At 33.9% G+C, this 23,238-nt stretch carries 13 protein-coding genes; 8 read left to right on the forward strand and 5 right to left on the reverse strand.

Features of this window, described 5'->3' with window-relative positions; all coding sequences use genetic code 4:
- Positions 1-34 precede the first annotated feature (34 nt).
- From NPA10_RS00830 to NPA10_RS00840, 3 genes are all read right to left on the reverse strand, one after another.
- Positions 35-1,324, reverse strand: coding sequence for a glucose-6-phosphate isomerase (locus NPA10_RS00830; protein ID WP_256547652.1), 1,290 nt, complete (start codon positions 1,322-1,324; stop codon positions 35-37).
- Positions 1,325-1,476: 152 nt separating this feature from the next.
- Entirely contained in the window at positions 1,477-3,111 is a 1,635-nt protein-coding gene (gene groEL / locus NPA10_RS00835; RefSeq protein WP_256547653.1) for a chaperonin GroEL, read from the reverse strand.
- Complete coding sequence (locus tag NPA10_RS00840) at positions 3,099-3,980, reverse strand: bifunctional 5,10-methylenetetrahydrofolate dehydrogenase/5,10-methenyltetrahydrofolate cyclohydrolase (protein ID WP_256547654.1); 882 nt, start codon at positions 3,978-3,980, stop codon at positions 3,099-3,101. The genes groEL and NPA10_RS00840 overlap by 13 nt, the downstream gene beginning before the upstream one ends.
- A gap of 244 nt (positions 3,981-4,224) precedes the next feature.
- Here NPA10_RS00840 and NPA10_RS00845 point away from each other — a divergent pair, with 244 nt between their 5' ends.
- Both NPA10_RS00845 and NPA10_RS00850 read left to right on the forward strand, forming a co-directional pair.
- Positions 4,225-5,871 carry a hypothetical protein gene (locus tag NPA10_RS00845; protein WP_256547655.1) on the forward strand — a complete coding sequence of 549 codons (1,647 nt, stop codon included), beginning with the start codon at positions 4,225-4,227 and terminating at the stop codon, positions 5,869-5,871.
- 132 nt (positions 5,872-6,003) lie between these two features.
- Positions 6,004-6,897 carry a hypothetical protein gene (locus NPA10_RS00850; protein ID WP_256547656.1) on the forward strand — a complete coding sequence of 298 codons (894 nt, stop codon included), beginning with the start codon at positions 6,004-6,006 and terminating at the stop codon, positions 6,895-6,897.
- Positions 6,898-7,025: 128 nt separating this feature from the next.
- Here NPA10_RS00850 and NPA10_RS00855 read toward each other — a convergent pair whose 3' ends face one another.
- Positions 7,026-7,676, reverse strand: coding sequence for a hypothetical protein (locus NPA10_RS00855; RefSeq protein WP_256547657.1), 651 nt, complete (start codon positions 7,674-7,676; stop codon positions 7,026-7,028).
- Positions 7,677-7,694: 18 nt separating this feature from the next.
- The gene (locus tag NPA10_RS00860) at positions 7,695-8,816 is read right to left on the reverse strand and encodes a hypothetical protein (RefSeq protein WP_256547658.1); all 1,122 of its coding nucleotides are present in this window, start codon (positions 8,814-8,816) and stop codon (positions 7,695-7,697) included.
- 274 nt (positions 8,817-9,090) lie between these two features.
- Between NPA10_RS00860 and NPA10_RS00865 the strand changes: the two genes are divergently transcribed.
- The 6 genes from NPA10_RS00865 to NPA10_RS00890 all read left to right on the forward strand — a co-directional run bounded on the left by NPA10_RS00865 (position 9,091) and on the right by NPA10_RS00890 (position 23,236).
- Positions 9,091-9,861: a hypothetical protein gene (locus tag NPA10_RS00865; RefSeq protein ID WP_256547659.1), complete on the forward strand. Its 771-nt coding sequence runs from the start codon at positions 9,091-9,093 to the stop codon at positions 9,859-9,861.
- A gap of 11 nt (positions 9,862-9,872) precedes the next feature.
- On the forward strand, positions 9,873-10,100 hold the full coding sequence (locus NPA10_RS00870; RefSeq protein ID WP_256547660.1) for a hypothetical protein: 228 nt from the start codon (positions 9,873-9,875) through the stop codon (positions 10,098-10,100).
- Between the two features lie 368 nt (positions 10,101-10,468).
- Positions 10,469-13,405: a lipoprotein 17-related variable surface protein gene (locus NPA10_RS00875; protein WP_256547661.1), complete on the forward strand. Its 2,937-nt coding sequence runs from the start codon at positions 10,469-10,471 to the stop codon at positions 13,403-13,405.
- Positions 13,406-13,407: 2 nt separating this feature from the next.
- The gene (locus tag NPA10_RS00880) at positions 13,408-17,724 is read left to right on the forward strand and encodes a hypothetical protein (protein ID WP_256547662.1); all 4,317 of its coding nucleotides are present in this window, start codon (positions 13,408-13,410) and stop codon (positions 17,722-17,724) included.
- Positions 17,725-18,171: 447 nt separating this feature from the next.
- Positions 18,172-19,338 (forward strand): hypothetical protein, encoded by a 1,167-nt coding sequence (locus NPA10_RS00885; protein ID WP_256547663.1) that lies wholly within the window; start codon positions 18,172-18,174, stop codon positions 19,336-19,338.
- A gap of 679 nt (positions 19,339-20,017) precedes the next feature.
- Positions 20,018-23,236, forward strand: coding sequence for a lipoprotein 17-related variable surface protein (locus NPA10_RS00890; protein WP_256547664.1), 3,219 nt, complete (start codon positions 20,018-20,020; stop codon positions 23,234-23,236).
- Positions 23,237-23,238: the final 2 nt, after the last annotated feature.

Consider the following 23,238-nt stretch of genomic DNA (forward strand, 5'->3'; position numbering starts at 1 on the left):
CCAAGGATTTTTTTGTGTTTAATTAAGTTTATTCTTATTGTTTTAATAAGGCAAACATGCGGGATTTATACGCTTCTACACCGGGTTGATCAAAGGGATTAACTTCTAGTAAATAAGCTGAGAAAGTGGTGGCAACACATAAGAAGAAATAGAAGTAACCAAAATTAGCTAAAGATCAATCTTCTAGTTCTAACACTAAATTATTGACATGACCGATTTTAGTGTGAGCTTCAATGGTGCCCTGAAAAGCTTGCTGGTTAATGAAACCAAAATCCTTATTAACTAATCAATCTAACTGATCATCATCTTGAAATGAAGAAAGTTGAACTACTAAATTAAACTTAGGTTTTTTAATTCGTAAAATGGTTTCAAAAAAACGTTTATCACCTTCTTGTAATAATTGTCCCACAGAGTGTAAATCAGTTGTGAAATTTAGCACAACTGGCATTAAGGCTTTGTTTTGTTTACCTTCAGATTCTCCAAATAACTGTTTAGCTTTTTCTAATAAAAACATCGCATCAGGATCATAAGTAGCTAAACATTCCATTGCCATTTTTTGTTGGGTATACATGAAATGGCGCACAGTTGCATATAAAGCAGCGGGATTGTTTACTAAATCACCATGATAACAATCACGTTTAGCTTGTTGAGCTCCTTTTAAATATTCGCGTACATTCACGCCAACTAAAACACTGGGAAATAAACCAACAGCAGTTAAAGTTGAAAATCGTCCGCCAATATCATCTTCGACAACAAAGCTGTGATATTGATTTTGATCAACTAAATTACGCAAAACCCCTTTTGTTTTATCGGTAACAGCAACAATTAATTTTGCGGCCAATTCAGGGTGATGATGATAAAGTTGTTCACGAAATAAACGAAACCCTAAGGCCACTTCTAAAGTAGTTCCGGATTTGGAAATAACCACAATACCAAATTTTTCACTACCTAATTTCTTTTGTAAAGCAGCCAAATAATTTGGGGAAAAAGTAGCGACAAAAATTAAGTTTAATCCAGATTCATTAAAAAATCCTTTGGATCATTCAATTCCTGCTCGGGTTCCGATGTATGAACCACCAATCCCTAAACAGACGACGTGTTTAACCCCTAATTGAAGTCATTGATCCCGAATTGCCTCCATTTTTTGAATCATTGGTTCATGATCAATATCGACTCATTTTAACCAACCAGACCAAGCCGCAGCACCTGAAGCGGTGCGGTTGTTTCAAGCAGTAAAAATTTCTTGAATACGGTTTTGATACAGTTCGTGTAATTGTTCTTTAGTGGTATCAATTAAATAATTTGTATTAATTTTTAAGTTCATGTGATTAGTTTATTTTTTATGTAAATTTGATTTAGAAATCAGCTAATTCAATTATAAGACATAAATTAGCTTCTGTTGGTGGTTCACCAAAAAATCCCTCTTTTAATTCCAAAAATTAAAAGGGGGATTAATAAATGAATAGAAGTTAAAAATTAACGAATATCAGGGAAAACAAAGCGTTGTTTTTCCACGGCTTCAACCACCACTGCTTCAGTGGTCATTAAGGTTGTGGCCACACTAACTGCTTTAGTTAAAGCAGTTAAAACTACAGTGTAAGGATCAAAGATACCTGCACTTCAAGCATCAGTGATTTTGTTAGTTTCGTGATTTAAATAAATTCAAGGTTCAAGCGAAGTTAGTTTTTGAATTAATTCTTGATCATCATACCGATCTTCTCGTCACAAGCGTTTGGTTTGTGATCCTACTCCAGCATTAGCCAAAATTTGTAAAGCCGGAGTTTTTAGAGCACGAATTAAAATTTCAGTTCCCCCATTAGGTTTGGGATAAGCTTGACTTAATTGGTAGGCAACATAAAACAAACTCATCCCGGCTCCAGGAACAACCCCATTTTTAATGGCATGTTGGGTGGCATTTAAAGCATCTTCGATGCGGTATTTTTTCTCTTGTTGCTCGACTTCGGTTTGTCCGCCAATTTTAATCATGGCAATTTTAGCTTGTAAAGCAGCAATGCGATTTTGCAAATCATCATACTCGCGGGTTTTAGGACTTAATTGTTGTTGCTGATTGACTAATTTTTGTAAGTAAGTATGGTATCCAGATTCGTCGGCTAATTGATGAATAATTGTTGTTTGATCTTTAGTAATTTTAATTTGGTTCACAATAACTAAGTCATCTAAACTTAATTGGGTTAATTCAGTTTCTAAATAAACTGGTTTTTGACCAATGATTACAGCTAAATCATCCAGAATTAATTGGGTATCAGAAAAGTAATTAACTGGTTTAATTGCGATGACATCTAAGATGTTTTTCATTTTGTTCATTGCTAAAACTGCAATGATTTCATCACTGAAACTTTGGGCAATTAGGACTAATTTGGTTTTAGTACGAGAACATTCTTCTAGAATTTTAAAGATCGCTTTTAAGTTGTGAAATTTCTCGTTATAAACTAAGATTTTCACATCATATCAATTAATTTCAGGCTGGTTTAAATCAGTTAACATGTACCGAGATAAATACCCCCCATTAAACTCAAAACCCTTATTTACTTCTAAACTAGACTCAAATGTTTGCGCAGTTTCAATTTTAATGATGCCATCATTACCAACAATTTCATAAGCTTTACCAATTAATCGGGCTAAAGTTGGATTAGCCGAAGCAATTGTTGCAACTGAGATGATTTCTTCGTTATGCTTAATTTTTTTAATTAATTCTTTAAGATAACCAACAGCAATTTGTGCAGCTTCAGCAATTTCTTTTTTTAAAGTGATTGGATCACGGTAATCTTCAATATTTTCAAAGGCGAGATTAACTAAAGCTTGTAACAAAATGGTGGCAGTAGTGGTACCATCACCTGCATCTTGGTTAGTTGTATTAGCCACTTCTTGAACCATGGCTGCACCAATGTTTTCAAATGGATCAATTAAACTAATGTCTTTAGCAATTGTAACTCCATCATTAATGATTAAAGGGACTAATAAATTTTTTTGTTGCAAAATGACATTGCGACCTTGGGGTCCAGCAGTGGCAGCAATAATATCAGCAACTAAGTTTAGACCACTTAAGATCTTATCGCGAGCTTCGCGAGAACGTAAAATTATTTTGGGCATTTTTGCTCTTCTTTCTTTTTAGCTAGTAAATATAAATTATCAAAAATTGCAGCGACAGTCATTGGTCCTACTCCGCTTGGAACAGGTGAATAACCAGCACATTTATTTAATAAACTTTTTTTTGGGACATCACCAACAATTTTATTTTCAGCATCAAAATTAATTGAAACATCAATAACATAAGCTGCAGTAGCAATTTGCTCGGGTTGAATAAAATTAGGACGCCCAACCGCACTAATGACTAAATCAGCAGCTAAAGTGTGCGCGGAAATATTGGGAGTTCGGGAATGACATAAAGTAACAGTTGCATCTAAAGCCATCAACATGGCAGCAAGGGGCTTGCCCACAATATTACTACGGTTGATAATAACCACATTTTTGCTGGCACAACTCACACCATAATGTTGTAATAAACGAATAACCCCTTTGGGGGTGCAAGGTAATACATGTGCTAAAGGATCAAACTTCTTGGCCATTCAAGTTTGTGCAGTTGTTTCTCAACTTAACCCATCAACATCAAATTCGGCTTTTAAAGTTTTTAAAATTACTTCTTCATTAATGTGATTGGGTAGAGGAAGTTGGACTAAAATGCCATCATGAGTTTGTTCAGTTTGGAATTGGTTAATTAAATTAACTAATTCCACTTGACTAATAGCTTCAGCTAATTGAATGTGCTGCACAATTGCGCCCACTTCGGCTGCTGCAGTCATTTTTTTTTGAATATAAACAGTTGAAGCAGGATGATTCCCCACTTGAATAATTACAAGTTTAGGCGGGGTAGACAACTGGCTAATTTTTTGCTTGGTTTCAGCCAACCAGGCCTGTCCAGCAATCCGACCATTCATAATTAAGGTTGGTTTTTGATGCATAAGAACACCTCGTTATGATCGGTCATAATTATTGAAGACAAAGCAGTTAGTATAATTTTATTCGAATTAATTTAGTTTTGACATGTGATTTGCACAACTTGAGTAATGAAATTATTCCCAAATAATTAAAAAACTATTCGAAAATAATTTTGCCACAAGAAGCTCTAGTTTTCAATTATAATCAACATATAGTTAAAATTGGGTTCTCTAGAACGTTGTTTATATTACATGGACCAGTTTAAACATGCGATTTTGAAAGCGCTTTGTTACAATAGTCAGCTTAAGCGGACTAATTTTAACAGCTTGCTCCCAGGGAGTTGACCCATTCGCTGATTCTAAATTTGAAAATGATGATGGATGAACTGATCCATCTCACAATAATGATGGCACTGAGACTGGAGAAAAAGCTCCAGAGGTTTTTAATGCTCCAGCTACAAGAACTACAAGTTGGAATGGAGTTCAAAACCAGATTCGCACTCATGATGTACGCAATAATCTTTATCGTTTGCCCGATTATCAAAAAAATTTAGAAGTTTTTAAATACATTAATTCTCGAGCAATTAGTTTAGTTACTCGGGCACCAAGTTCACCATCAGCAACTGTAACAACTCCAACAATTAATTATGGGACTGGTTGAATTTTAGGCGCAGCTAACCAAGCTACTGTCAAAAATCAGGACCGTAGTTATTATGTTTTAACCAGTACTAGTTTGGCCAATACCTTTTGAAAAAACACAACCACTGGCAATTTTTTTGAATTTAGTTACAGTCCTTTTTTCCAAAAATTTTTAGCAGATTATGAATTGCCTGGAGAAAATAATTTGTTAGGTTTAAATAATGAATCAGTTCGATCATGACAACGTTTAGGTCGAAATGTTTCGAATTATTACCCAGTTAGTTTTACTGCGGATGAATTACATTGAAATGCTACTAATTTCAAAACTAATTTTTACCAATATTTTAAATACGAAGAAGATAATACTGACAGAAATTCTGGTCAAAGTCAACAAAATCAACCAGCTGAATCAGTAACGACCGCAAGTGTTTTAACAGCATCTTCAAGTGAAACACCAGCCGCCACTGAATCAGACCCTACTCCAACTACTACACCATCAGATCAAACTAAATCATCACCATCACCGTCTTCAACTCGAAGGGGTTCAACTTTTAGTCAGCAAGACCATTCGGGCGAAGCTGAATCTTATGACAATAAAAAATTTGCATTAAATTTTTCAGTCATTAAACTAAATTTTAGTCAAGCTTATAATAAGGCAAAAAATGAAGAAAATTTAGGAATGACTAATTATTTGGACTACTTGCAAAAAAATGTGGCTGAAACTGAAAATGATACTTTGTTTAATGCTGAAACTGATGGGAAAGGATATTTAGTTGCTTTTCCCCAAATTGGAAATAATCAGCAAGTATCAACTCTAAATTTAGAAGTGAATGGATGATCAACTACTAATTTGGTTTTAGATTCTAAAACAACAGGAGTGGATGGGTCTTTACTGAATGTCCGAACAACAAATTCAGGTTCTGCTTGAGAAACTTTTTACAATCCAGCGAATGAATTTTATGGTCACAATTTACAGAGCACTTCGGGATTAACTGGTTCCATTTTTTTAAATTATTATCCAGACAAACCACTTAATTCTCGTTTTCAATTAAGTGCAATAAATACAACTGATTTATCTTTGAATCGAACTCGGGGTTATCGTTCAACTGGTGATTTAACTTATTTCACTCGTTTTGTTGTTGGGAAACAATATGATCTGATTAATGGATCTAACACAAAAACAGCGGAAGCACCAGTTTCTACTAATAATTTATGTCACTACTTAAACACTAAAAAAGCAGCCGATAATCAAGTTCGAAGTTTAAGTTATTGTTAATTATTTTGCAATAAAAACAAAAATATTTTTTAACCTGAACGCTGTAATCAGTTGATTCACCACAGAGTTTGTGGTTTCGTGCTATAATTCGGATATCTTCGTTATCACGAATTATGAAAGGAAAATCATTTTATGAACTATCCTTCACCAAATGACTTTAGCAGTTCTGGATGAGATGTGAAACGTCATTTTCACGCCCAACTGAATTCTGCTTCAAGTAACTTTATTCTTAAAAGTTTTTTCAAAGCTTCATTAATGTTTTTGGTATTTGGTATTCTTGCTTTGTTTACCACTTGGGGTTTTGGAATTTTAATTGTTCGACTAGCTGGTAGTAACAATGGGTTTGGCAGTTTACAGTCTTTTGCTTGATTGCTTGCTTTTGTACCCCTTTTTGCTGGTCATGCTTTTTATCGAAAATGATCAAATGATGTTGAATATGCTAGCAGAAACACTATTGTTTGAAGTTTTCTTTTATTAGGCGCTGCTTATTTATTATTGATTTCTTTGGCTTTATCTTTTGCAACAGCAATTGATTTAGTTTATGTTGTCAACCAAAATAATATACTTGGTTTAACTTATGGAGCAATTTTTAATTTAACTGCGCGAAACACTTTAATTGTGTTTGCTGGAAGCTGATTAGTTTATTTAGTTCCAGCTGCAATTGGTCGTTTCTTTATTAAACGTAATAAAACAGCACAAAATTTATCCCGAATAATTGTTATTTCCCAAACAATTATGATTGTGCTTTTCATTTCATACTTTATTTTATGATTTTTTGCAGGTAATCTGGGCAATAGATTTTCTCCTTATGCAGGATTATTATTCATGGTGCTTTTTGGAGTTGTGGTTTTATTAATGCCAATTGTGAGTTTTTTTAAATTTCGCAAAATTGCGGCTGTGATTGACTATGCAGATCCGCATGCAGTTAACAACTGAAGTTTATTTTTTGCTTTTACCATTTTCATCCAATTACTTGATGTTGCTTATTTATTATCATTATTAATGCGATGACGTAATATTCGTTAATCTAATTTAGTTATTAATCAAAAAAACAACAAAGTCCTTCCAGACTTTGTTGTTTTTGTTTTGTTTGAAGGTTTTGAATTAAATTAAGAATAATTTGTTTTTAGAAAAAGGTACTTAAAACCCATTCATTATTCGTCAAAACCTTTTTTCAAATCAAATCGCGTGATGGAATTATAATCATTTTCATAATGAGTGGTGTATCACGCTCCCCACCGGGGCCCATTAGCAGTTACCTTTAATCAGTCACCATTTTTAAATGAACGGATATGACGGTAATTTAGTTCTAAAAAACTGGAAACAGTTAAATTTTTATAGGAGAAAAACCATTTATATTCAATGTTATCTTCGGATAAATCGGGTTTTTTAACCCACTGAACCCAGTCCCAACTGTTGTAACGAAAATCGCGTTTATTACGTAAGCAAAAAATTTCTTTCTTTTCAGTAAATCAGAAAATTTTACAAGTTCGATAATCATAAATAATTGTATAAGGCGGAGGCGAACCAACGCTAGATCAACCACTTAATAAGGGTTTGTAGTAATAACCCCCAAGAAACCACCGCATGCGTAAATCGACAAAATGAGTTGCACTAGCTCGAGTGGTAATAAAAGATAAATTAGTACGATCATTTCCAACTTTAATGACTAATGGTTGTCATGATGCGGGATGATTTTTAACAGGAGCAACAAATAGGTTATAAACATCTAGAGGCTTGGATGGATCATAATATAAGGCCATATCAGATCCGCCAACAGTTTGGGGGGACACACGATAGCTCATGCGTTTTAAATCTGCAGGTTAAACAAGTCAATTTTGCAATGGTTCATTAGTAACTGCTAGTTGTAATTTGATTTGAAATTGTCCAGCAATTGAAGTTGGAACTAAGGTTAGGGCAAATTCAAAATAAGAATCATTAATCAATGTTCCCGCAACAATCCGACCATAAGAATCATGAAAGAAGTAAAGTGGTGGAGTTTTAGCAGTGCTACTGTTTTCGGTTAAATATACTTTTTGGTTGGGACCTAAAACTCCTGATAACCGAAAAGTTTTACTTTCGTCTCGGTTCACAAGAAAGATTTCGGTTTTACCCATCTCATCCATACTCGGAGCAAAAGAAGGGATTCTAGAAAGATTGGTATAGCAATCAATCGTTTCGGCAATACATTCATCATAGTCCGGATCCTTTCGGTTAGTGGATCGTCGTAACCGGGCGGTTCCGGCTGTTTTTGAACTAGGACAAGCAAAAGCAAGCGAACTACTTACCCCGCCAGAAACATCAGCGATTGCAGCTTCAGTTGGCGGGGTTAGCAGTGTAGCCATTTGTGCTGGATTGGTTGGTAATCATGGTTCTTCGTTTACTGTAGTTTCAGCATCAACATAGCGGTCATTCATAATTTCTGGATCGTTGATTCGGGTTGATTCCACTACCCGACCAACCGGATGATGAATATGATCTGGATCAATCGAAACAGTATCTAAACGTCAGGCTGAACGGACTTGGTTACCATTAATGGGGCCGTCTGAAAATCATTCGCGTTGGTAAGCAAAACTGGTCCGTAAAAAATCTAAGGCAACTGTTGCCCGACCTCGGTCACCAGATTCATGAACAATTTGGTTACTCATAACCAAATCATATAAATTCTCACCCGTTCTCCGGGCATTATAAACTCGCTCATCAGCGCGAATTTGGTACAAATACGCAGTTCTACCGGTTTCAGGTGATGGTGATCTTAACCAACTGCCAAAAAACCGGATGGCTGCGGTAGGAGTTTCTGAAGTTGAAATAAAAAAGTCATTTCGAAATCCAGTGCCTAAAATATGACGAAAAAAATTCCGATCACTGCCCCGACCAGAAAACCCATGTTGAAAAATTTCTTCAGGTGTTCGGCTATCTACGCGCCAAACATATTTAATTGCCATTTATATGGACTTATTTCCTTGTGTTTGATAGATTAACAACAATTGAAAAGGTGGATTTATAAAAAAATAAATCCAATTTATATGATATACGATAAAACAATCTTGTAATCACAAAAAAATTATTTTTGCTAGATAAAATCCCAACTTCACAAAAAATATTTCTAAGTTTTAATTAATAACAGGTAAAATTAAAGGAAATGTCGGGTTTTTCGGGATTTTATTGCTTGAAAACCGAACTTAAATGCATTTCATAACAAGGATTGATGTCGCCCAAATGCGTAAAAAAATTATTTTAAAACATACTAAAGATGCTAGTTACACCCCTAAAAAAGATTTTAAATTTAGCATCACTGATAAATTTAGTAGTTATGATGCTCATAACATCAATAAAATCGCCCAAACTTTAAACAAAAATGTTAAAGTAGAGGTTGAAATTCACAATCAAACTGCTAAACGCAGTTTATTTCAAAAAATGGCAGATACTTCTTTCCAAGAGGTTCAATCCCAAAAAGCATTCACTGAAATTTATAACAATACCCACCAAATTAAATCAATGTTGGCAGACAAAGATCGTTATAACGATGATGCGCACAAATTACAGGCTGATTTGGATGCTTTAATTCTTGACAACCAAAAACGCATTAGTTTTTTGAAGAAAAGTTTAAAACAAGAAAACGAATTATTAATTGAACAATTAGAGCCAGCTTTCATTGAATATCGTAATGATCATCCCCAAATTTTTTCCAGTGACGAAATAAGCGCTCGAGCTGATGAAATTCGGAAACGCCGCAGTGAAAAACAAGATCCAGATGGCTTTAATCCAAATCAAAAATTGGTTTTCAATGGTTTAGTTTTGAACCCTAAATTATTGAGTTCATTAAAAAAACGCAGCCAAGTGAGTTTAAATAAACTGAATGATCCGAAAGTAGAATTATTGAATTCTGCTGAATTAGTTTTAGAAACTTCTTCTGAAGTTCATGTGCTTGAACCAACCGAAGTTTTAGGGGACGAATCAACAGTTAGTCACGAAGAAACTGATAATTAAACCGGATCATCATGGCACGATTGAAAAAAACTAAACTTGAAATTAACAAAATTAAAGAAGCTATTAATCCCGCTAATCGTGAACCAACCCCTGTTTTACCCCATGATTATGGACATAATGTTGATAAAAAACCCAACAAACTAAATGATCAACAACGCTGAATGATTATGGCCAGCACTTCTTTAGTGGCGCTAGTAGCCTTAATCATCATGATTTTAGTTGTGACTAATGTAATTTAGTTCTAGATTTATTAGTTATCCCAATTGCATTTCTTAAAAAACAGGCTTAAACGCCTGTTTTTGTTTTTTAGTCAATAAAATAAGACAACAATTAGGTTGAATTAAAAAATATTTGACAACCCATTTTGGCGTTTTCTCCCACTTTATTTCCGGTTTAAAAGGCAATTTACGCGCAATTTTAGGTTTGTAAATGATAAAATAGCGTTAATTTAAGTTTGGGCTTTTAGACCAAACTTAATTTTTATATTTACAGCAAATTATTTATAAGAAAAAATTAATAATTTGGATTTTATTCCCAATTGTTAATTAGATGGATCACTAAGAGATTTCTTGAACTAAGAAATGGCTCGGTGAAATTGTGTTTTTAGATGACTCAACGTAAAGTTAAGCTTATCAAAGTTTTTTTTGCGCTTTTAGCAACCCTTTCAACCATAGGACTTGGCGCTAAACTTTTGATAAATCCGTCTCCCGCTTTAATCGCTCACCATTCTGGATTGCGTACAGTACATCATACTGATGCTACTGTGGTTGACGCAGCCGAAACCGGAACTCATATTTATCGTCCTAGTTCGCTAACGTTTACCACGGATAAAGATACTTGAAACCAGAATGATTTAGTTCTACCCTCTCAAGTTACTGCTGAGAAATTACGCTCAATTTTAACAATTGTGCCACAAAATTCCGCTGATGGCACAGCTACAGCGACTACTTCGGGTTATAAGTTTCAAAAAATTAATACTAATAATCCTGGTACTTACGATGAAATTCAAAACGATGCGTTAAAAACCCAAACTACATATGATTTGGGTCAGATCAGTCAGTCTAATTTTAATTCAGCGGGAATTGAAATTGTTGAAGCTGATGATTTAAACGGAACATTAAGTTTTCGGGTTTATGAAACTTTACAAACTTACACGATTAGAGATGGAACTTATTTACGTGATCCTCAAGCTACTAATTCAATTAGTAGTTATCGAGCCCTAATTTTACCGCCAACTAATTACCAACCAAAACCTACTCCAGCACCGGCCACATCAACTCGAGATCAACAAGATGGTGCAGATACAAGTCAAACTAATCAACAACAGCAACAACCAACTCCAGTTACAGTTGATTCAACCCTTTGAACTTTACCAGATTTATTCCCACTAAAAAAGAACCAATACATTTTCGGATGAAAGAGTGACCAGTTAATTAATGACTGAATTCGGAATAGTAACAAACGGGCCTCTACAGTTAGTGATGACGAAATTCAACGTTATTTTGTTAGCGTACTAAGAACAGTAGACAATTCTACTTTAGATAATGCTCCCCAATACACTATTAACAAAACTGCAAATGATGGTAATGGTCAATTAATCATCAATATCCAACTGCCTGCTGGTTATGGCAATTCTAATAAAAGTATCACTCGAACCTTTTTTGGTTTTACTGGCACCACAGTTACCCGAGGTGCGGGAACTGTTTTAAATACTTTATCTGAACAAATTTTAATTAACTCCATCATTCGACAACCGGTGTGAAATTCTGGGTCGGGACGCAATGAAGTGAACTATTTAAACCAGCAGGTAAACCAATTATTACCTTCTGAATTTTATAATGTTAACGCAACTAGAAACATCATGATCGAGGTTGATAATCCCGAGAAAACTGATGATAATTCCAAGCCAGCTAAAATTAACCGCAAATATAATTTTTTAGATTTATTCAATGGGGTAGAAATTAAATCACCCCAAAATGGTAATACTCCCGCAATTTCAGTCACTGAGGGAGCAAATCAAACTGGATCAATTGGTTATTTAACTTTTAATGGTGAAAAAAGTGGTGAGGGCAATCTGGCCGATTTGGATAAATTTGAGATTACCAAAGTTGAAGGTTATCCAAATGATCGAGCAGGGACTTTAAATTTATTAGTTTATTTTAGTGCCTTATCTGAAAATGGAACCTTAATTGAGGGGACTCCACAAATTCTAACTTACAGCGGATTTCGCACCAATATTGATACGGGAGAATCTTTATATTTTGCTTGAAACGAAAAAATTCCTGAACAATATGCCAACTTAACAGCTGCAGATACAGTTAATATTTTTCAAGAAGCAGCGGGAAGTCAAAGTGTCAATCCGAGTTTAACTAATTATGTCGATAATGAACAAGCTAAAAATTTTGTTACCCAATTTTTCACTGGTTCTGAATATGTCTTCAAAAAATATAATGAACGGTACAACTTAGCTGCACGAACAGGTGCTCAAGTTTCATTAAGCATTTCTACTACCACTGATCCAGTTAATCCCAGTTTACGTACTTCTAATTTACAAGTACAAATTAAGTTTGCCCAGTTTGGCCAAATTGCTGAACAAGTTTTCACTAAAATTTTTGAACCAAATTCTACCAATACTTTAGTGCCAATTTCTTTACAAGCAACTTTACGACCAAATCCCAACTTCTCTTTCCGGGGCCATATTTATTCTAGTAAGTTAGCAAGTGAATTAACTCTAGATGAAATTAAAAACTTATTTAATTTCCGGATTCCTGAGGGGGGATCGCCTTATACTAGTTCTTTAAGCGATGCCACTTTTTTCTATGCGGCTAATGATCGATTAGGTGAATTATCAGTTTCCATTATCTTTCCCAAATTCAATAATATTGAACAATATCAATTTAGTTATAAGTTTAATAACTTCAAAATTAATGATATTTTACGAACCAAATTAGAACTAAACTTCACTCCATTAATTAATTTGAGTGCGGATTTTTTGTCACGTGATCCAACCAGTATTGTTAGTTTGACTCCTAAAGATATTTTAGATAATTTGTTTAATAATTTGCCAGAACAAATTTTTAAACTACTGTCTGAAAACAACATTCGCATTGTTGAACGGGGTACAGATTATGTTATTGTGGAAGTAAATGTGAACTGAAATGATTTAACCAACCAAGCAATTAATGTTGGCCCTAGCAATCCTGCTCAGCAACAAAGTGCAACTAGAAAAATTTTGCATGAAGATGAAACACCTGCAAATCCTTTTGACCAAGTGATTCGGTTTCGGATTGATGGATTTATTGGTGGCACCAATGCTTTACTCGCCAATAACCAATCACCTAAAGTACCTGATGATGTATTAAACCATAATCAAATTATCATTGTTGGGGCAGCAATTGGCAGTGGCTTATTCACAATTATTGTTTTAACTGGACTTTATGTTTTAGTGCGCAACCTCCGGTTACGTCGTTCAGAATTTTTGAAGTCTGATGACACTCCTCCAGTCAATCGCCAACAGAAAAATAAAACGAAGGGAGGTGCATAATTATGCAACAATTTTATAACTGAATCAAATGGTTTAAAAAAATCATTGGCGCTAAAATTTTTGTTTTATTAGCACTTATTCCTATGTTGGGTTTAATGGGTCATTGGGGTAGAATGCCATCTAATCCACCGGCTTTAATGGGACAATCTAAACATTTCCAAGTTGATGCAGTTAGTGTGCCATCTTCTTCATACACCGTTAATGACTTTCATTTTCCCACTGTAGAATTTGCGGGAGGAACCGGATTAAGTACTTATAATGTGCGTAATCTTTATAATGTTGGGAACACTGGGTTTTCATTATTGTATGCGAGAAAAACTAGTGCTGTAACCAGTAGTTTGAACACTAATGCGACTCCAGATCAAGTGATTGATAGTTTGGTTTATCTAAATCAAGCTGATAATGCTGTGACTTGAGCTGTAACTAAGGATGATTTAATTAGTAATTTAACCACCAACCGCTCAGCAAATGGAGCAAGTAACTCAGTTGCAACCAAAATTATTTTTAACAAAGTGGTTTTTTCCCAAGCAACTAACAGTTTCTTTTTAGCAACTGCTGCGCAAACAGCTACACACACAAACGATCAAGGTCATACGGTGATTTTTAAAATTAATCGCGATAACGGGGGAATTACAGTTTATTTTGATTCAGCCCGTACGAGTGTTAATATGATTAATACTGGTAATGTGGATTATAAAACCCGACCATTTAGCAACATTGAAATTCAACGCGATAGTGCTAATCCTACTTTAATTGTTTTAAGAACCCAATTCTATAAAACCCTAAGTGATAACAGTACTGCTCAAGATGGGGTGCAAATTCGTCAAGAATTTGTGGGGATGTTAATGTCTGAAGGACGCATTTTAAACAATTTATTAAATGCTGGTTTTTCAGCAGAAGATACGAAATTTATTGAAGATAATCCTAATGCTAAAATTATTGCTACCAACTCTTTCTTGCTGAATAATGCTTTAGTTTTAATCACCCAACACCAATCAGGCACCACTTTACCTACTAAAGCTGTAGCTTATAGTTTTTCTTTAAATGGAAACCGGTTCAACACACCATTACCCCAAAATTTAGAGGTGATTAACAATAAATTAACTACTTATACCGTCTGAAATAATAAGGGTAAAACTTATTTAACAACCACTTCGATTCCCACTCAACCCCAAGCTAATCAAACCAATAACAGTGATTTGCTAATGTATGAATTGGGAATGCAAGTAGTAGTTAACAATGCTAATTTAACTGCAACCAAAATTAGTAAAACCATTCCGAATTTTGATGGTTCACAATTAAAAGGCATTGTACCAATTACTAATAGTCGGTTATTAAGTTTGAATGTGAACTACTTAACAATTAGTAATAATCAACAACTGCTAGCTTTAGATGCTAATTTTAATTTTGTTAACGTTGTTGCATTAGTCAACATGTATAACACCACTGGAGCTAATGCCACAACAATTAACCAATTAGTAAGTGGACGCGATTATTATTTAATTTATTTATCAAACGGACGAATCATTGCTTATAACAACAGTGGGTTTGTTGGATATGCTGCTAATTTAGCTAAAGCTGAAGGCTTAGAAGCAGTTGTTCCCATTTCATTTGTGGATCAAAAAGAGATTAGTAACGGAGCTGATTATTTCACTCAAAGTTTTGCTCAATTTCAAACTACGTTTCAAACTAATTGACGCAGCTTACTACAATATGTGCCCGCATATATTGGGGTTGATCCCAAATTGGAATTTGATTTTATAAAAAAAGAAGCTACGGCTGCTGATACCCATTTTTCTGAAGAAGTTGATGTTTTTGTCTACCAACGTTTACGTAATTTAAGTACGGATGGGACAGTTTATCAAGCAGATGCTGAAACAAACCGTCCCCGCATTTTCTTGGGGCATCATAGTTATTATTTGTACAATGGTGTTTCCAAACTAGAACAAAAAAGAAACGTGTTTGAAAACCAAACCATTTTAGCTTCCAATGTTGCTGAATTTTATAACCGAACTGAAAATTTCGGTGCAGCAATTACGCGGTTTTTAACAATTGAAAACGTTGACATTTTTGACAAAATGACAAACGGCTTCCAAAATGTGCGGTTACAGTTTAGTTCGAATGATGCTACTGGTGTTTTAACTTTAACTGTAGCAGTTGGTTTTTTATACGTCAACCAAAATAATAATAGTGTGCGTCTGGGAAACCAAACTTACACTTTTAATTTTAATAACTTTACCATCGGGGTTTCTGATAATGATTTAGATTACACAATTAACCCCTTTGCGATTGATCGGATTAATGAGCGTTTCCGCAGCATGAGTCCGAGTGAATTAAGGTATGAAGATTTACGTAATAACTTCATTACCTTATCTAATTTCTTAGCAGCTCAAACTCCAACGGTGCAAATTCTCCCTGATGAAGTGACTGGAACAGCGGTTGTTACTTTAACCTTCAACTTCACCAACCCCAATATTCAGTTACCCCAAAAAACTGATCCTAATTTAATTAATGTTACCCGCAATTCCATTACTTGAAAAACCCTGTCAGTTTTCAAACAAACCCCAGAAATTAATGAAGCAATTTTGCTTTATTTCAATACTTCTCAAGAAATTGCTAGCAAGAGTGCAGCAACCCAATTAATGCAACCCACCGCAATTGCTACCCGAATTCAAAACACTGCAACTGTTGAAGAAAAAATTCGGTTAATTACTAATGAATGAAATTTAGTCAATGCTTCATCCACTGTACGTCGGGCAATTAGTGATATTACAGTAACTCGACCTCAGGATTTATTAGGCATTTTTGATTTAGAAATTACTTTAAAAGATTCATTACCTGGTACTAATGTGCGTTCATATTCTCATTCGTTCACTGATTTTGCCCGCACAGCTAAAACTGATGAAGATATTTTTAGTGTCACTTTCCTTAATCGTGAAGATTATTTAACCCGGTACAACCCTCAAGGTTCACAAAACTTATTTAGTTTAGTACCATCTTTAGTGACCCAATCTGATTTAATTATCCGGAATCAAAACCAATTAAGCGAAACTAATGGGGTTTTAGGTGGCTTGATTGATATTTCAGCGAATGCGGTTCAAGCAGGATTTAGTACCACTTTAGCAGCGAATGATACAACTGGTGAATTGTTAGTAACTTTATTCTTTCCTAATTTCATCGAAAAAGTCCAAAACCCAATTACTAAACGTGAAGAAATTCAAGTTGTAAACAGTAAACGGATTTATCAAATTTTCACTGGATTTGCTCGTTCAACTAACATTCAAACTAATCAAACCGAATACTTTTTAAGTTGAAAATCCTTCAACGATTTAACTAGTCCAGATTTGGAATTACCTGGAGAAATTCCCCAAGCCCAATTACCTCCAAGTCAATTATCGCCAACTGAATATGTGCGAATTGTGCAAAATTTATCAGTAATTAATCGCGTTCAATTATTTGCTTTTATTTCTGCCACTGTGTTTGAAAAATACCGCAATGTGGAAACCAGTGATTTAGATATTAAATTTTCACCAAATGATCAATTAGGGACTTTAGAAGTTAATGTGGTGTTTAATAACTGAAACTTTACCGAAGGAATTACTAGTTTTGGTCAAACTTTTTCAGGATTTAAAATTGATAACACTGAATTTAACCGTCAAGTGCGTGAATTTAATCCCTTAGTGCGCAATGCTTTAACTGATCGGGAATTAAGTGAAATTCGTTCTGGTTTACTGCCTTCACAAGTTAATGCGGATATCTTGTCACGTTACTTTAGTTTCACTGGCACAATCTTGAATAACTTACACAAAATTATTTACTTTATTTATGATGAAGCAGCGGGGACAGCTGAAGTAATTTTCTTTGTCCGAACACCTGAAAGTGAAAACCAAATTTCTAGCACACCCAACCAGCAACTAGCACAACAAACTTTAGTTCAGCACGCAGCAACCGACGTCACAACCGGTGAAAACGGAGAAGTGACTTTTGATACTTCGTTTATTCCCCGTGAGACTTTAAAAGAACAGGGTTATGTGGAATTGATTAATGCGAACGCACTATTAAATGGTTTTCGTACAACTTCTCGATTGAGTACTCGTGAAGGTAGTATTATCAATTTAGTGATTGCAACAGTTGTACCAGCAATTGTCTTTATTTTATTGATGCCAATTATTCTTCGCTTGCGAAATTATATTTTGGTTCGAAATGTAAAACGAAGAATTAGTGTCCAATTGCAATCTGATTTAGAAAACGAAATGATTCGCCGTAAAAAAATTATGGAATTGGATGAGAGCATTGAAATGTCCCGCACTATTCGTTAAAATTACTTTTAATTAAGCATTATTTTTATCCTCATTTAATACCCACAAAGCCCGTAAACTTTGTGGGTATTTTTTTGTTGTTTATTAAAAAAATAAAGGGAAATTAAATTCAATTCAACTAAAAATTTCACAAAATTTATCACCAGAAATTATTCAATACTAAGGCGCTTTTTTTTTTTTTTTTAGGAACTGATACAATTACAACACTTGTCAAAATTTAGAATTGTAATGATAAAAATTACATTTTCAATGCATTTTTATTAATCAAAATATCAGTTTAAAAGCTAATAATGACAAATTAAAAATCATCAAAAAATAATGATTATTATTTTTAGATTTTCAGAAATCAACTCTCATTTTTAATTTAGTTAATAACTTTTTTGTTTAAGAGAAATACTCAACAAATATTGTCAAATTCTTGATCCTATTCCAAAAGGAGCATTAACAGTGCAACGGTTTTTAAATGACTTTCAAAAATTGAAAAAATGATTTGTATTAGTTTTTTTGATGTTGGTTGGAGTATTGCCGTTTTTTTCTTCTATCCAATTTGTTAATCAACCATCAAAAACAACTTTAAATTCTGGCAATGCAAAAAAAATTCAACAAGCAGCTGCAACCCCAACAACTTTTTTACCTGCAACTACTCACTTTACTGTTAGTAATTATCGCTTTCCTGCTCCAGAATTTGTTAATGGTAATAAACTAACCACTTATAACATTCACAATTTATATAACATTGCTAATTCAGAATTTTCATTGTTATATGCTAAAAAACAAACTGCTGTTGATTCTGTTACAGGCACTGTAACACCAGATCAATTAATTGATAGTTTGGTTTATTTAAATACTAATACAAATCAAGTAGTTTGGGCTTTAGAAGCAACTAATCTAATAACTGCTTTAACAACAGATCGATCTGCTAATCATCTTAGTGCTACAGTGGCAACTAAAATTATTTTTAATAAAGTAGTTTTCTCGGCTCGTTCTCAAAATTTTTATTTAGCAATCGCTGCACAAACCAATAATCATGACAATGATCAAGGACATACAGTGATTTTTCAAATCAACCAAACCACTGGAGCTACCTCGGTTTATTTTGATTCTGCACGAGTTATTGTCGACATGATCAATACGGGCAATGTTAATTATAAAGAACGCCCGTTTAATAATATTGAGATCCAAAATGATGGCACAACTCCAACCCTAATTGTTTCTCGAACCCAATTTTATAAAGCTTTAACTGATGAAAGCACAATAGTTAATCAAACCTCAGCTACTGGAATTAATCAGGGTAATAAAATCCAACAAGGATTTTTAGTGATGTTAATTCGTGCTGGACGAATTATGAATAATTTATCCAATGCGAGATTATCAGCCACTGATCTTAGTTTTATTAATGCTAATGCTAACAATAAAATCGTTGTGACCAATTCCTTTATTTTGAACGGAGCATTAGTGTTTATTACCCAACAATTTAGTGCAGATAATACACTACCAACTGAAGCGGTTGCGTATAGTTTTTCATTAAATGGTAATCGTATTAATGCACCAATTGAAACTAATCTTGAATTTTTTGCTAATCAGCAAACTTTTTTTAAGCTGTGAAAGTATTAAAATAAAACTTATTTAATTGCCACTACAGCTAATCAATTAACTAGAGCAACAACAACTTCATTTGGGAAAACAACTACCACTGAAAAATTATTAATGTATGATTTATCAATGCAATTAGATGGCAATAATGCTCATTTAACAGATACTAAAATTGAGCGCAATTTTAAAAGAATTTCAACCAGTTTTATAAACAAGCACTCGTGAAACTAGTTTTATTAATTTAGTTTTGGTAATCATCACCGTACTTGTTTTTGTTATTTTGTTCCCATTAATTTTAAAATTCCGTAATTTTATTTTAGTACGAAGACTAAAACACCGAATTAGTCAGCAACTAAAAGCAAATTTGGATGTTGAATTATAGCGAAAACAAAAAATGAAAGAACTAGACCAAACAATTCAATTAACCCAAAATTTGCGTTAATAAATTTATTTTCATTTCTTGGTTTGATCTAAGTTTTTTAACCATTCCAACCCTTGAATAATCCTTGTTATTCAAGGGTTTTTTCTGTAATCAGTACCCTGATTTAAATTAAAAAATGATAAAATAGCCTATTATTTGTGCATTTGTCACAAATCAGGTTGATATGCTTAAATTATCATTACATAGTTTTTAAGCTTCAAAGTTGAAAAGTTCACATCCCGAATTTTTAGTTTTTTAAAAATTAAGTTGGATCTCCGAATGACGAAACGTAAAGTTAAGTTCCTAGGAATTTTTACGATTTTGTTGGTTTCACTTTCTGTTATGGGGACTGAAATCAAGTTAGCATCACAAACAACCAGTCACCAAACAACCCAAGCATTAAAACACCATTATTCTGATGGAGTTAGACTTGCAGATTATCTACCAAGTCACACATTGAAAGCCGTGAGACAAAGTGGTAGTACTACTGGAGTGACTACCAGTATTTATTTACCCAGTTCAGTTACTTTAACTGAGACTAAAGATGCTTGGGATCAAGATAATTTATTGTTGGCTTCGCAAATCACAACTGACAAAATTAGACAATTGTTAGTGATTAATCCAGAAGGAAGTGCAAATAATACTTCTGGCACTCCCACAGCAACTAATTCGGGTTATAAGTTTGAAAAACTGAAAACAGGGTCTGTTAAAACTTATCAACCAGTGGAAAAAACCAGTCTAAATTCAGAATTAAGTTTTAGTTTAGGTGAGTTAACTACTTCTAGTTTAAATTCCTTAGGAATTGAAATCACGGAAGTTGATGATTTAGCAGGAGTATTAGGTTTCCAAGTTTATCAAACTTTACAGACATATACAGTTGATGGAACAACTTACAAACGCGGTACAACTAATTTGGACAAAATTAGTCAGTATCGGGCTGTGATTTTACCGCCAACTAAATACAACACTAAACCCCAAGAACCCGAAGTAGTTACACCTGCTCCTGCTGCTCCTGTACCTGCTCAACAATCAAATCCACCAGCTGCTGCAGCACCAGCTGGAAACATTGCAATTACTACAACTGGACCAACTTCACCAGTTCCAGCTCCCCGTGCTAAAAGAGCTGTAGATGCAAAAACTACTGCTCAAACAGATAATGCAACTTGATATTTGCCAACTGATCAATTTCCATTAAGAAAAAATGAATTCATTTTTGCTTGAAAAACTGATCGATTAGTTAATGACTGAATTCGTAATTCTAAAAAAACCGCATCTGCTGTTACAGATGATGATGTGAAAAATTATTTTGTCAGTGTATTAAGAACATTTGACAATACAACTCACAACAGAGATGTGCCAGAATTTACAATAACCAAAAAAGCCAACGAAACTAATGGCCAATTGGACATAACAATTACGTTGGATAGCAAATACCGCAATTCTGTTAAAGAGGTAAAACGAACTTTTTTTGGATTTAATGGAGCAACAATTCCTGATCATGGAATTAAATTTAATTATTTGCCTGAACAAGTTTTAACAACTGCAGTAATTAAACAACCGGTTTGGAATTCAGGGAGTGGTCAATTAGAAATTAATTATGTTGGTCAACAGGTAAAGAGTTTGTTACCATCACAATTCTTTAATGTGAATGCTAATCGTAAATCAATAGTTGAATACACAAAAGAACCAGAAACAAATTCAAATAAAAATCAAACTCCACCTTCTTCTACTACTCCATCTGTTACAACCACTTCATCAGCTACAGCACCAACCCCACCTTCTACAACACCGTCATCTTCTAGTTCTGTTTCATCTTCAAACACACCAACTGTATCAGCAAGTTCATCTGCTGGCACCACTTCTGCTGAACCAGAAAAATTAACTCGTCCATTTAATTTTGTTGATTTATTTAATGGTCAAATTATTAAAAGTACTACATATGGAGATACAACAGCCATTACAGTTTCACAAGGTGATAATACGACCGGATCAATTGGCTATTTGACATTTAACGGTAAAAAAAGTGGTGATACAGAATTAGGTGATTTACCACATTTTGGTATTACTAAAATCGAAGGTTATCCCAATGATCGAGCCGGAACTTTAAACTTACTAGTTCACTATACAACTTTAACTGAAAATGGTACTTTAGTAGAAGGAACTCCTGAAATCATTATTTATCGAGGTTTCCAAACTAATGTTGATACGGGAGAATCATTATTCTTTTCATGAAACGATAAATTACCCGAACAATATGCAAATTTAACACCAGCTAATACGGTAAGTATTTTCCAAGAAATAGCGGGATTAGATCCTTCTAGTGCTAACTTAAATAATTTTGTTGATACCGAACAGGCCAAAAGTTTTGTGTCACAATTCTTTACTGGCTCTGAATATATTTTAGATAAATACAATGCAAAATATGATTCGCTAAAAAACGAAGGAGCTCAAGTTTCATTAAGCGTTAATAAAGTCAAAAACTCAACCACAAATAAAGAAACTGAAAGTATTTTAGCTCAAGTTAAATTTGCTCAGTTTGGCCAAGATAAAGAAAAAGTTTTCCAAAAATATTTTTATCCTTCTTCTGAAACAACAATTGTTCCCCAAGCATTACAAGCAACTTTACGACCAAATCCTAATTTTGCATTTCAAGGCCATCTTTATTCTAATAAACTGGCAAGTGAATTAACTTTAGATGAAATTCGTAATTTATTTAATTTTCGAATTCCTGATAATGGTCAGCAATTTACCAGTCCTTTAGATGAAGCAACTTTCTTCTATGCAGCTAATGATCGATTAGGTGAATTAATTGTTTCCATTATTTTCCCCAAGTTCAATAACATTGAGAAGTACCAATTTAGTTACAAATTTACCAATTTTAAAATTAATACAATTTTAAAAACTAAACTAGAACTAAACTTCACTCCATTAATTAATTTAAGTGCAGAATTTTTAGCTAAAGATCCAGCAAGTGTTGTAGATCTAACCCCCAAAGATGTTTTAAACAATTTGTTTGATACTTTGCCAGAACAAATTTTTAAATTACTATCTGAAAATAACATTCAAATTGTTGAACGGGGCAATGATTATATTATTGTTGAAGTTAGTTTAAACTGAAATGATTTAACTAATGAAACAAATGCTAATTCCCGAACCCCAACCACTCAAGCACGGAAAACTAAAATTCTGCATGATGATGAAAAAGCTGTTGATCCGGATGATCAAGTTATTCGCTTCCGCATTGATGGTTTTACTGGGGGCAACAGCCGCATCTTTTCTAATAACCAATCACCTAGAGTTTTAGGTGATGTTTTAACAGAACAAGAAATTTTAGTGATTGGCTCATCCATTGGTGGAGGGCTGTTTGGTATTTTAATGATAACAGGGCTTTATGTTTTAGTTCGGAATTGACGGTTAAAAAATTCACAATTTTTAGCTTCTGAAGCAGAGAAAAAACTAGTTAAGACTAAGAAGAAAAAATTCGAAAAAGAGGAATAGAT

The sequence above is a fragment of the Mycoplasmoides fastidiosum genome (assembly GCF_024498275.1).
GTDB classification, from domain to species: Bacteria; Bacillota_I; Bacilli_A; order Mycoplasmatales; family Mycoplasmoidaceae; genus Mycoplasma_N; species Mycoplasma_N fastidiosum.